Below are 12,923 nucleotides of genomic sequence, written 5' to 3'. Positions count from 1 at the left end.
CCGAACTCAGCTTGCCGGGTCCGGGACGGGCTCGGCGGCCGAATCGGTGAGCGAGAGCCGGCGGGTGGCGATCCGCCAGCCGACCGCGTACACGAGGGTGATCAGACCGCAGCCGGCGAGCACCACCCGTTCGTCGACCGCGTCCACCACCAGGGCCACCGCCAGTTGGCTCACCGAGATCGCCAGCGTCGCCAACATCATGTCGGTGGCGAAGACGCGCCCCCGCAGCCGGTCCGGGACTTCACCCTGAAGGGCGAAGTTCGACATCACCCAGTTGCTGCCACCCGCGAAGTGCGCCAGGAAGACCAGCAGCAGCACCAGCGGAAACCACCGCACGACCGAGGTGCCCAGGTAGGACAGCCCGTACAGCGACATGGACAACGCGAGCCCGGGCAGCAGCCAGGCCCGGTTGGTCAGCACCCGGCGCATCAGGATCGGCCCCACCAACGCTCCCGCGCCGCGCACCGCGAAGAGCAGGCCGGCGCCGAGCGGACCGACACCGTACACACCGGCCAGCAGCGGGAACACGGTCAGCACGCCGTTGCCCAGGCCCACCGCCGACTTGACCGTGACCAGCGCGAGCACCCGGGGGCGGTGACCGATGTAGCCGAGCGCCTCGCGGACCGCCGTCCAGGTCCGCTGGGCCGGTTGGTCGGCGTCCCGGGGTGCCTGCAACGGCCGGCGGATCCGGGTGGCGAGGCCCGCGGCCATCGCCAGGCCCGCCGCCGCCACCCAGAAGCAGACGTACGGGCCGGCAGCGGTGCTGAGCACGCCGCCGAGCGACGCACCGACCACGGTCATGGTGCCCCAGGCCGAGCCGGCGACGGCGTTGCCAGCGGCGAGTTCGTGCGGCTCCAGCACGTTGGGCAGCGCGGCCTGGGCGGCCGGCGAGTAGAACGCCTTGGCGACCGCCACCGCGCCGATCGCGACCAGCGCCAGCCACGCCGTTCCGGCGTTCCGCACGCCGAGCAGCAGCAGCACGCCAGCCAGCGCTGCCACGTTCGCGGCAATCATGATCTTCCGGCGGTCGAAGCGGTCGGCGATGGTGCCGGTGTACGGCAGCAGCAACGCCACGATGCCGGTGTCCACCGCCAACACCAGCGCGCCCCAGACGCCGCTGCCGGTCAGGTGCGGCAGCAGCACCAGCAGCGGCACCATGACGAACCAGTCGGCGCCGAAGACCACCAACTCAGCGAGGAACAGGTTGCGGAAGCTCCGATTGCCGGTAAGAACCGAGAGGGTGGACGCCACGGAGCGCGACCCTACCTGCTCGGTGTCGAAGCCACACCCGCTCCCAGCAGCGCCGAGACCGTGACGAATCTGTAACCGCGCGACCGTAGCCCGTCGATCATGTCGGTCAGACCTCGCAGGGCAACCAGCCGCCGGCGCGCCCCCACATCGTGACCGAGCACGATCGTTCCCGGTCGGACCCCGGCCACGATCCGCTGGGCGTGGCCGGCCGGGTCGTCGGGGAACTCGCGCTCCACCATCTGCAACGACCAGAGCACCAGCCGATAGTCCAGCCGGGCCGCCGCTTGCAGCACCGCTCCGCCCAGGTGGCCGTACGGCGGACGGAGGAGCGTCGGCGGCGTCCCGGTCAGGTCGGCGATCGCGTCGTGGCTGCGGCGCAGGTCGTCGTACGTCTCGGCGGTGTCCAGTTCGGCCAGGTCCCGGTGCTCCCAGCTGTGGTTGCCCACCTCGTGCCCGGCAAGGCGGTCGCGGACGACGTCGGCGTGCCGGCGGACCTGCGCTCCGACCATGAAGAAGGTGGCCGGCACCCGGTGCTGGGCCAGGGTGTCGAGCACCATCGGGGTCCACTGTGGTGCGGGGCCGTCGTCGAAGGTGAGGGCCACCAGGCGCTGGTCGGTCCTTCCCGACCAGGCGACCTCCACCGCGCCGGAGCCGACGTCCTGCTGGCCGTTGCCGAGGGTGGCGCTGGCGGGGCCGTCGGCGATCGGCATCCGGCGATGGGCCATCCACCACGCCTCGGACGTCCCGGCGCCGATGGTCACACCGCCGAGCACCAGCAGGCCACGGCGCAGCAGGTCGCGTCGCCCCCACCCGCGCGCGCCCTCGACCATCCGCCCGCCCCGCTTCACCCACACACCCCCCACCTATCTACGAGGAGTATGCAAGAAGTGACACAAAGTATGTGTCGGTCGAGTCGGAGTGTTTCGGTCGGATGAATCTGGAACGCCCCCGGCGAAAAGACCGCCGAGGGCGTTCCGAATCGCGCTTCGACCTACTCGGTCGGCTCCGCCGGAGGCAGCGGCGAGGTACGGCTACGGGGCAGCCGCAGCACCTCGAACTGGTCCGTGCCCTCCACCAAAGCGGCTGACGGCGCGGGTCGTCCGGCCGGCTGGGTCCCCTCGGCCGCTGCCGGCGCGGGCGCGCCGCTCGGCACCGCGACCTGGTTCGGGGCTGACACCTCGTCGGTCTCCGTCGTGGTCACCGCTGACCCCCCGGAGCGCCGCCGTGCGCGCCGACTCCGCAGCGACCCCTTGGTGTGCTCCACCATCGTGTAGAGCGTCGGCACCAGGATCAGCGTGAGCAGCGTCGAGCTGAGCAGACCACCGATCACCACGACCGCCAGCGGCTGAGAGATGAAGCCGCCCTCACCGGTCAACCCGAACGCCATCGGCAGTAGCGCGAAGATGGTCGCCACCGCCGTCATCAGGATCGGGCGCAGTCGGCGACGGCCACCTTCGACCACCGCCTCCCGGACCCCCATGCCCTGCGCCCGGTACTGGTTGATCAGGTCGAGCAACACGATCGCGTTGGTCACCACGATGCCGACCAGCATCAGCACACCGATCAGCGCCGGCACACCGAGCGGCGTCCCCGTGACCAACAGCAGACCGATCGCGCCGGTCGCCGCGAACGGGATGGAGATCAGCAGGATCAGCGCCTGGGTGAGGCTGCGGAACGTGGCCACCATGATCAGGAAGACGATGGCGATCGCGGCCAGCACCGCCAGGCCCAGGTCCGCGAAGGCGTCCGCCTGATCCGCGCTGACACCACCGATGGTGAAGCTCGCGCCCGGCACGTTGATGCCGTCCAGCCGCTTCTGCAACTCCTTGCTGGTCGCGCCCAGGTTCGAGCCGGTCGCCGCGCCGGTCACCGAAACGCTGCGCTCACCATCGATCCGGGTGACCTGCTGCGGGCCCTCGCCCTGGGTGACCTGCGCGATGTCACCCAGCTTGACCGGGCCAACCGGCAGTGCCCGCAGCTCCGCCACGGTCATCGGCGGCTGCGTGCCCAACCGCAGCACCACGTTCTGCTGCTGGCCGTCGAGCGCGACCTGCCCCAGCGGCGCTCCTCGGAACGCCTGCGACACGATCTGCCCCACGGCGGCCTCGGTGAGCCCGACCCGACCGGCGGCGACCCGGTCGACAGTCACGTCGACCCGCGGCACCCGCGCGGCCAGGCTGGTGGAGACGTCCTCCACGTCCGGGACGCCGGCCATCGCGGCCCGCGCCTCCTCGGCGGCCCGGGTCAGCACCTCCGGGTCGCTGGCCTGGACGATCACCTCCAGCTGGCTGGTGGACGCCTCCTGCCCGCCACCGAAGCTGATCTCACCCACACCGGCGCCGAGCTTGTCGAACTCCTTGCGCAGCACCTCACGCATCTGCTTGGCGTCGGTGTCACCGCCGAGCGCCAGCGACCAGCTGGCGACGTTGTTGCCGCCGCCGCCCGCCCACGGGTTGTCCCCACCGCCCGCGGTCACCTGGTACGTCTCGACGCCCTCGGTGCGGGACAGCACCGACTCGACCTGCTTGGCCGCCGCGTCGGTGGCCGCCAGGCCACTGCCGGCCGGCAGCTCCTGACTGATGTTGAGGGTGTCCTGGCCGGAGTCGTCCAGGAAGTTGGTCTCCAACTTCTGCGCCAGGCCGAAGGTGCCGAAGAGCACCAGCAGGCCGAGCCCGACCGTGACCCAACGGGTCGACCGCTTGCGGGTGGCGAACCCGATCACCGGCAGGTACGCCCGCTGCAACGGGCTGCGCAGCTCCTTCTCCTCCGCGGCGTGTCGTACCGCCTCGTCGTCCGCGGTGCCGCCGCGCGGCTTGAGGAACCAGTACGCGAGGACCGGGATGACTGTCAGCGACACCAGCAGCGAGGCGAGCAGGGCCACCGTCACGGTGATCGCGAACGGCGCGAAGAGCTGGCCCACGAACCCGCCGACCAGCGCAATCGGCGCGAACACCGCCACCGTGGTGAGGGTCGAGGCGGTCACCGCACCGGCCACCTCCCGGACGCCGGTGATGATGGCGTGCCGCTTCTCCTCGCCGTACTCCAGATGTCGTTTGATGTTCTCCAACACCACGATCGAGTCGTCCACGACCCGACCCACAGCGATGGTCAACGCGCCGAGGGTGAGCAGGTTGAGCGAGTAGTCACCGATCCACAGGGCGATCAGCGCCACCAGCACGGAGAGCGGGATGGAGACCGCGGTGACCACCGTCGAGCGCACCGACAGCAGGAAGACCAGGATGACGATGACCGCCATCACCAGGCCCAGCAGGCCCTCGGTGGTCAGCGACTCGATCGACTTCTCGACGAACGGCGCCTGGTCGAAGACCACCGTCAGCTCCGCGCCGGAGGCGTCCTTCAGGTCGTCGAGCCGGTCGCGGATCTCGTGCGAGATCTGCACGGCGTTGCCGTCCGGCGCCGCGGTGACCGCTATACCGAGGCTGTCCTTGCCGTTGGTCCGCGTGATGGCCGTGGCCGGAGCCAGCTGCTGCTCGACCGTCGCCACGTCACCGAGGCGGACAGGTGCCGCGGCCGGGGCGACCACGATGCCGCGCAGCTCCTCCAGGGTGGCGATCGGCGTGCCGACCTGCACCGGGAGGGCGAGTGCGCCGTCGGTCACCGCGCCGGCCGGAACCGCCACGCCGTTGGTCTTCAGCGCCGCGCCGATCGCCGTCGGCTGGATCTTCGCGGCGGCCAGCTTCGCCCGGTCCGGGGTGACCACCACGACGTTGTCGCGGGTGCCGGTCACCTCGACCGTGCGTACCCCCTCGATGCCCTCCAGCTCCGGCACCACGGTGGCGCGCAGCTTCTCGGCGAGCGCTCGCTCGTCCGCCGTGCCCGCCGCGGCCAGCACCACCGCCGGGAGGTCGTCGGTGCTACCCGCGATGACCTGCGGGTCGACGCTCTCCGGCAGCTGGGCGTCGATCCGGCTCAGCGCGGTCTGCATCTTGTTGACCACGTCGTCGAGGTCGGTGCCGAACTCGTAGGTCACCTGGACGGTGGCCGCGCCCTCGCGGGACGTGGAGGTCACCTTGTCCAGCCCCGGGATGCCCTGGAGGGCGTTCTCGATCGGCTCGGTCACCTGCGACTCGACGATCTCGGGGCCGGCGCCGGGGTAGGGGGCCACGATGAACGCGGCCGGGAACTCGAGCGACGGCAGCAGTTGCTGCTTCAGCGACGGAACGGCGAACGCTCCGAACACCGTGGTCACCACCGCGATGAGGGCGATAAGCCCTCGGTTGGCGAGGCTGAATCTGGCGAGCAGCGACATCGGCCTGGCTCACTCCTGAACGAGAATGCGGGCGGGGATACCCGAAAGTGTGCCGGACTCGCATACCTCGACCCCCGCCACCCCCGCGCCGTCCCGCCGTCGGCCTACCCGCCGTCGATCACCGCCGGGACGGTGGCGCGTTCAGGCCAGATCGAGGGCGCGGGCCGCGGCCAGCGGGTCGTTCGCGATGGTCACCGGCGCCGGGGCGGTGGAAATCGCCCATTCCGGGTCCTTCAGCCCGTGGCCGGTCACCGTGCAGACCACCGTGGAACCGGGCGGCACAGTGCCCGCCGCGGCCTGCTGCAACAGGCCGGCCACACTGGCCGCACTGCCCAACTCGACGAAGACCCCCACCTCGCGGGCGAGCAGACGGTACGCGGAGAGGATCTCCCGGTCCGTCACCGACGCGATCAGGCCACCGGAGGCGTCCCGGGCATCCAATGCCTTGGTCCAGCTCGCCGGGTTGCCGATCCGGATCGCGGTGGCGATGGTCGACGGCTCCGGCACCACCTGGCCGGTCACGATCGGGGCCGCCCCGGCGGCCTGGAAGCCGTACATCTTCGGCGCCCGGGTGGTGGTGCCAGCGGCCAGCTCCTCCGCGTATCCCATCCAGTACGCGGAGATGTTGCCGGCGTTGCCGACCGGCAGGCAGTGGATGTCGGGCGCGTCACCCAGCGCCTCGACGATCTCGAAGGCGGCCGTCTTCTGGCCGTGCAGCCGGTCGATGTTCACCGAGTTGACCAACGCGACCGGGTAGTCCTGGGCGAGCTTGGCGGCAGTCGCGAGACAGTCGTCGAAGTTGCCGTTCACCTGGAGCAGCTTCGCGCCGTGCACAAGCGCCTGGGCCAGCTTGCCCAACGCGATCTTGCCCTGCGGCACCAGCACGGCACAGGTCAACCCGGCCCGGGCCGCGTACGCCGCGGCGGAGGCGCTGGTGTTGCCGGTGGAGGCGCAGATGATGGCCTTGTTGCCGGCCTCGACCGCCTTGGACACCGCGAGGGTCATCCCCCGGTCCTTGAAGGAGCCGGTCGGGTTGGCGCCCTCCACCTTGAGGTGCACGTCGCAACCGAGCCGGGCGGACAGCACCGGCGCCGGCAACAGCGGGGTGTTCCCCTCGTGCAGGGTGACGACCGGCGTGGCCGCGGTGACCGGCAGCCGATCCCGGTACGCCTCGATCAGACCCCGCCACATGTCGTTCTCCTCGCCTCTACCGCCGAGCCCACCCGAACATCAGGGCCACCTTGGACCAGCCTGCCGGAGCGGTCGATGGCACACCCCGGCATACCCACCTGGCGGGACGCGCGAGCCGCCCCGTCGATGATGCAACGACTCAGGCGTCGCCTTCGACCCGCAGCACACTGGTCACCGACCGGACGATGTCCAGACCGCGCAGCTCGCCGACGGTCGCGGCGAGCGCGGCGTCCGGTGCCACGTGCGTGACGATGACCAGCTCGGCGTCGCCGTCGCGGCCCGCCGGCCCGCCCGCCGAGCCCTGCCGCACTGTCGCGATCGACACGTCGTGCCGGGCGAACACGCCCGCCACCGAAGCCAGCACACCCGGGCGGTCGGCCACGTCGAGGCTCACGTGGTAGCGGGTCAACGCCTCACCCATCGGCCGGACCGCCAGGTCCGCGTACGCGCTCTCGCTGGCCGCGCGCACCCCGGCGAGCCGGTTGCGGGACACCGCGACCACATCACCGAGCACTGCGCTGGCGGTGGGCGCGCCGCCGGCGCCCCGACCGTAGAACATCAACTGCCCGGCCGCGTCCGCCTCCACGAACACCGCGTTGAACGCGTCCCCGACGCTGGCCAGCGGGTGGCTGCGCGGGATCATCGCCGGGTGCACCCGGACGCTCACCGTCTCCCGGCCGGTGGAGTCGACACCCCGGGCCGCGATGCAGAGCAGTTTGATCGTGCAGCCCATCGCCTGGGCGCTCGCCATGTCCGCGGCGGTCACCTCGGTGATGCCCTCGCGGTGCACGTCGGCGGCGCCGACCCGGGTGTGGAACGCCAGCGAGGCGAGGATCGCCGCCTTCGCCGCCGCGTCGAAGCCCTCCACGTCGGCGGTCGGGTCGGCCTCCGCGTACCCAAGGGAGGTGGCCTCTTCGAGCGCCTCGGCGAAGCCGGCCCCGGTCGCGTCCATCGCGGAGAGGATGAAGTTGGTGGTGCCGTTGACGATGCCGGTGACCCGGTTGATCCGGTCGCCGTGCAGCGACTCCCGCAGCGGGCGCAGCAGCGGGATCGCCCCGGCCACTGACGCCTCGTAGTAGAGGTCGCCGCCGCCCTCGGCCGCCGCCTCGTGCAGGGCCACCCCGTCCTCGGCGAGCAGCGCCTTGTTGGCGGTGACCACGCTCTTGCCGGCGCGCAGCGCCTCGACCAGCCAGCTCCGGGCCGGTTCGATGCCACCGACCACCTCGATCACCACGTCCACGTCGTCGCGCTTGATCAGGCCGAGGGCGTCGGTGGTGAACAGATCCTCGTCGACCGGCAGGTCACCCCGGTCGCGGCCGAGCCGACGCACGGCGATGCCGGCGATCTCCAGCGGAGCGCCGATCCGCGCGGCCAGGTCGGCCGACTGTTCGTGCAGCAGCCGGACCACCTCCTGGCCGACAGTGCCACAGCCGAGCAGCGCCAAGCGCACAGGTGACGTCATCCAACATCCAATGCGAGCAGGTCCTCTTCGGTTTCCCGCCGGACGATCAGGCGCGCCTGGCCGTCGCGCACCGCGACCACCGGTGGCCGGGGCACATGGTTGTAGTTGCTGGCCATGCTTCGGCAGTACGCACCGGTGCCGGGCACTGCGACAAGATCTCCGGGCTGCACGTCGGCGGGCAGGAATTCATCCTTCACCACGATGTCCCCGGACTCACAGTGCTTTCCCACCACGCGGGCGAGCAACGGCTGCGCGCCGGAGGCCCGCGAGGCCAGCGTGGCCGAGTAGGAAGCGTCGTAGAGGGCGGTACGGATGTTGTCGCTCATCCCGCCGTCGACGCTGACGTACGTCCGGAGGCCGTCGAGGTCCTTGACCGTGCCGACCTCGTAGAGGGTGAACACGGCCGGCCCGACGATGGCCCGGCCCGGCTCGATCGACAGGTGCGGCACGGCCAGGTTCTCCGCCGCGCACTCCGAGTCGACGATCTTGCGAAGCCGCTTGGCGAGATCCTGCGGGGTCGCCGGGTCGTCCTGGGTGGTGTACGCGATGCCGAACCCGCCGCCGAGGTCCAACTCGGGCAGCTCCACCCCGCGTGCGTCGCGGATCTGCGCCTGTAGTGCGAGCACCCGACGGGCCGAGACCTCGAAGCCGCTGGCGTCGAAGATCTGCGAGCCGATGTGCGAGTGCAGCCCGCGCAGCTCCAGCACGCCCTCGTCGAGGATCTTGAACGCGGCGTTCGCGGCGGCACCGCCGGCCAGCGAGAAGCCGAACTTCTGGTCCTCGTGGGCGGTGGCGATGAACTCGTGGGTGTGCGCCTCGACGCCCACCGTGACCCGGACCAGCACCCGGGGCCGGACCCCGCGCTCGCGGGCCAGCGCGGTGAGCCGGTCGATCTCGGTGAACGAGTCGACGATGATCCGGCCCACCCCGGCGTCCAACGCCCGGCCCAGCTCGGCGACCGACTTGTTGTTGCCGTGGAAGCCGATCCGCTCCGGCGGCATCCCGGCCGACAGCGCGGTAACCAGCTCACCACCGGTGCAGACGTCCAGGTGCAGCCCCTCCTCGGCGATCATCCGGACCACCGCGCGGCAGAGGAACGCCTTGCCCGCGTAGAAGACGTCCTCGGTCGGGAAGGCCGCCCGGAAGTCGCGGCAGCGCGACCGCAGGTCGGCCTCGTCGAGGACGTACACCGGGGTGCCGAACTCGGCCGCGATGTCGCGGACGCTCAGGCCCGCGACGGCGACCGCGCCGTCCGCGCCGCGCGTCACGCTGCGCGGCCACAGCGCCGGCACGAGGGCGTTGACGTCGGCCGGGGTACGCAGCCAGGCCGGCCCCTGGTTGCTGATGTCCGCGTGCAGCGCACCAGCCTCATGAGCCCTCATGTCACATCCTCTCGGGTGCGGAGACGCCGAGCAGGTAGAGGCCGTTGGCGATCACCGTGCGGGTGGCGTTGTTGAGCCAGAGCCGGGCGCGGTGCAGGTCGGTGATCTCCTCGTCGCCCAGCGGCAGCACCCGGCAGTTGTCGTAGAACCGGTGGTAGGAGGCGGCAACGCTCTCCTCCAGGTAGCGGGCCACCCGGTGCGGTTCCCGCAGCTCGGCGGCCGTGGCCACCACCGCGGGGAACTGGGCGAGCGCCTTGAGCAGCTCGTTCTCCTTCTCGTGGTCGAGCAGCTCGGGGCGGAACGCGTCGGCGTCCCCGGGGACCAGCCCCACCTCGGCGGCGTTGCGGGCCACGCCCGCCGTGCGGGCGGCGACGTACTGCACGTAGTAGACGGGGTTGTCGCGGGTCGCCCGGGTCCAGAGCTCGATGTCGATGTCGATCGGGGAGTCGCTGGAGTAGCGGGCCAACGCGTACCGGGCGGCGTCCACGCCGATCGCGTCGACCAGGTCCTCCAGGGTGATCACGGTGCCGGCCCGCTTGCTCATCCGCATCGGGGCGCCGTCGCGCAGCAGGTTGACCAGCTGCCCGATGAGGATCTCCAGGTTGCGCTCCGGGTCGTCACCGAAGCAGGCGGACATCGCCTTCATCCGGCCGATGTAGCCGTGGTGGTCGGCGCCCAGCATGATCACGACCCGCTCGAAGCCGCGCTCCCGCTTGTCCAGGTAGTAGGCGCAGTCCGCGGCGAAGTACGTCCATTCGCCGTTGGACTTGCGCAGCACCCGGTCCTTGTCGTCGCCGAAGTCGGTGGTGCGCAGCCAGGTGGCGCCCTCGGACTCGTAGAGGTGCCCCTGCTGGCGCAGCCGGGCCAGGGCGAGGTCCAACTCGCCCCGGTCGTGCAGGTCCTTCTCGTTGAAGTAGGTGTCGAACTCCACCCCGAAGTCGCGCAGCGAGGTGCGGATCTCGTCGAACATCAGCGCGACGCCCTCGACCCGGAAGATCTCCTGGGCGGCGTCGTCGTCGAGCGAGCGCACCTCCGGCCGGCGGGCCTGCACCTCGGTGGCGATCTCGGCGATGTACGCCCCGCCGTAGCCGTCCTCCGGCGCCGGCTCACCCTTGGCGGCGGCGAGCAGCGACCGGGCGAACCTGTCGATCTGCGAACCGGCGTCGTTGAAGTAGTATTCCGTGCCGACGTCGGCGCCGGTGGCGCGCAGCAGCCGGCTCAGCGCGTCACCGACGGCCGCCCAGCGAACCCCGCCGATGTGCACCGGCCCGGTCGGGTTGGCCGAGACGAACTCCAGGTTGATCTTCTCGCCGGCGAGCCGGTCGCTGCGGCCGTACTCCGCGCCGGTCTCGACGATCACCCGCGCGAGCTGACCGGCCGCGGCGGCGTCGAGCCTGATGTTCAGGAAGCCCGGCCCGGCGATTTCCACCGATTTGACACCCGGTGCCCGACCCAGCTCGTCGGCCAGTGCCGTAGCCAGCTCCCGGGGCGGAACGCCCACCTTCTTGCTCAACTGCAGCGCGAGCGTCGAGGCGTAGTCGCCGTGCTCGGGGTTGCGCGGTCGCTCCACCACCGTGCTCGCCGGCAGCGCGGCGCGGTCCAGCTCACGCTGCTCGAAGACGGCGTGGGCGGCGGCAAGGACGACCGAGGCTAGTTCTGCAGGAGTCACCCAACCATGTTATCGGGGGTAGACTCGGGCACTCGGCGGCTCCCCTGCGCGTCATCCGGCCCGCCACTCCCCTGACCGACCGACTTGACGAGGCACGATGAGCATCAGCACCCCGGGTGGCCCTGAGCGTCGCCCGACCGTGGTCAGCACCGGCAAGAAGCCGGCCGCGGGCCGGCCGGCGTCCGGCGCCAAGGCCGGTTCCGGCAAGCCGACGGGCTCCCCCCGCGCCGGTGGCAAGGGCCCGCGCAAGCCGGTCACCCCGGTCAAGGTGAGCCAGGGCCGCGCGTGGGGGCCGATCGCGCTCTTCGTCGCGGTGGGCGTGCTCGCGGCCGGCATCATCGGGTACGGCGCCTGGGCGTCGTTCCAGGGCTCCAAGCCGTGGGACAAGCGGGCCAACGCCATCGAGGGCATCGTCAACATCCGCAAGACCGACAAGACGAGCCTGGAATACGAGTCGCACAAGTCGGGCCCGCTGACCTACAAGTACTCGCCGCCGGTGGGTGGGGTGCACAACGCCGCCTGGCAGAACTGCATGGGCGACGTCTACGACGCCCCGATCGCCAGCGAGCACGCGGTGCACAGCCTGGAGCACGGCGCGGTGTGGATCACCTACCGCCCGGACCTGCCCAAGGACCAGGTCGACAAGCTCGCCAGCAAGGTGCGCGGCGTCGAGAAGATGCTTATGAGCCCGTACGAGGGCCTGGACAAGCCGATCTCGCTGCAGGCCTGGGGCTACCAGCTCAAGCTCGACAACGCCGACGACTCGCGGATCGACGAGTTCATCAAGGACCTGCGGGTGAACGCCTCCGTCGAGGGCCCGACGGCGCTCTGCAACACCGGCATCACCGCCACCGGCACCACGCCGCGTGAGCTCCAGCAGCAGCAGCAGCCCACCCAGTAAGGACGGCAATGACCGCTCCGGCGACCACCGACAGCGAGTACGACGAGATCCCGGCCGCCCCGGACGAGGGCGGCCGGGCCCCGGCGTCGCGCTACGGCGTGCTGGCACTCGCCATCATGCTGGTGGTGGGGCTCCTCCTCGGCTACGCGGGCGGTCTGCTCACCCCCCGGCTCACCCGACCCGGTGACGCCTCGGTCGAGGCGGGCTTCGCCCGGGACATGACCACCCACCACGCCCAGGCGGTGGAGATGAGCCTGATCGCGTACCGGTCGGCGACCCTCCCCGAGGTGCGGCAGATCGCCGTGGACATCGCCACCGGGCAGCAGGGCGAGATCGGCGCCATGCAGACCTGGCTGCGCGAATGGGAGCTCAGCCCGACCGGGTCGAAGCCGCCGATGTCGTGGATGTCCGACGGGGCCACCGTCAAGGACGGTCTGATGCCGGGCATGGCCACGCCGCAACAGATGACCGCCCTGCGCGACGCCCAGGGCATCGAGGTCGACCGGCAGTTCCTGGCCCTGATGTACGCCCACCACCTGGGTGGCATCCACATGATCGACGCGGCGCTCGGCGCGACCGACAACGCCGAGGTGGTCCGGGTGGCGAAGACCATGAAGGCCACCCAGCAGACCGAGCTGAACAACCTCCGGCAGCTCCAGGAGCAGGCCAAAGGCTGATCGACCGGACAGGCGCACCCGGCCCGGGGGGGCGCGCCCCCCCGCGGGGGGCGGCGGGGCCCCCGCGGGGGGCGCGCGGGCGCCGCCGGGGGCGCGCGCGCGCCGCCCGCCGGGGGGGCC

General features: G+C 71.5%; 9 protein-coding genes. 2 read left to right on the top strand and 7 right to left on the bottom strand.

The window, feature by feature from the left end:
- Positions 1-6: 6 nt before the first annotated feature.
- The 7 genes from ABZU74_RS27780 to argS form a co-directional block, all read right to left on the bottom strand.
- Positions 7-1,251, bottom strand: coding sequence for an MFS transporter (locus ABZU74_RS27780; protein WP_355429717.1), 1,245 nt, complete (start codon positions 1,249-1,251; stop codon positions 7-9).
- Positions 1,252-1,262: 11 nt separating this feature from the next.
- Positions 1,263-2,105 (bottom strand): polysaccharide deacetylase family protein, encoded by an 843-nt coding sequence (locus ABZU74_RS27775; RefSeq protein ID WP_355429714.1) that lies wholly within the window; start codon positions 2,103-2,105, stop codon positions 1,263-1,265.
- Between the two features lie 137 nt (positions 2,106-2,242).
- Positions 2,243-5,521 carry an efflux RND transporter permease subunit gene (locus ABZU74_RS27770; protein WP_355429711.1) on the bottom strand — a complete coding sequence of 1,093 codons (3,279 nt, stop codon included), beginning with the start codon at positions 5,519-5,521 and terminating at the stop codon, positions 2,243-2,245.
- Positions 5,522-5,662: 141 nt separating this feature from the next.
- Entirely contained in the window at positions 5,663-6,712 is a 1,050-nt protein-coding gene (thrC, locus tag ABZU74_RS27765) for a threonine synthase (protein WP_355429709.1), read from the bottom strand.
- Positions 6,713-6,851: 139 nt separating this feature from the next.
- A complete protein-coding gene (locus ABZU74_RS27760; RefSeq protein WP_355429826.1) occupies positions 6,852-8,162 on the bottom strand; it encodes a homoserine dehydrogenase in 1,311 nt (436 codons plus the stop codon).
- Positions 8,163-8,170: 8 nt separating this feature from the next.
- Positions 8,171-9,556: a diaminopimelate decarboxylase gene (lysA, locus tag ABZU74_RS27755; protein ID WP_355429707.1), complete on the bottom strand. Its 1,386-nt coding sequence runs from the start codon at positions 9,554-9,556 to the stop codon at positions 8,171-8,173.
- A gap of 1 nt (position 9,557) precedes the next feature.
- On the bottom strand, positions 9,558-11,225 hold the full coding sequence (gene argS, locus ABZU74_RS27750; protein ID WP_355429704.1) for an arginine--tRNA ligase: 1,668 nt from the start codon (positions 11,223-11,225) through the stop codon (positions 9,558-9,560).
- Between the two features lie 97 nt (positions 11,226-11,322).
- Here argS and ABZU74_RS27745 point away from each other — a divergent pair, with 97 nt between their 5' ends.
- Both ABZU74_RS27745 and ABZU74_RS27740 read left to right on the top strand, forming a co-directional pair.
- Entirely contained in the window at positions 11,323-12,126 is an 804-nt protein-coding gene (locus ABZU74_RS27745) for a DUF3105 domain-containing protein (RefSeq protein WP_355429701.1), read from the top strand.
- Between the two features lie 8 nt (positions 12,127-12,134).
- Positions 12,135-12,803: a DUF305 domain-containing protein gene (locus ABZU74_RS27740; RefSeq protein WP_355429698.1), complete on the top strand. Its 669-nt coding sequence runs from the start codon at positions 12,135-12,137 to the stop codon at positions 12,801-12,803.
- Positions 12,804-12,923: the final 120 nt, after the last annotated feature.

Source organism: Micromonospora sp. NPDC005171, assembly GCF_040608575.1.
In the GTDB taxonomy this organism is placed as follows: domain Bacteria; phylum Actinomycetota; class Actinomycetes; order Mycobacteriales; family Micromonosporaceae; genus Micromonospora.
The sequence above is the reverse complement of the archived record's forward strand: the minus strand, read 5'-3'. Positions and strand labels throughout refer to the sequence as shown.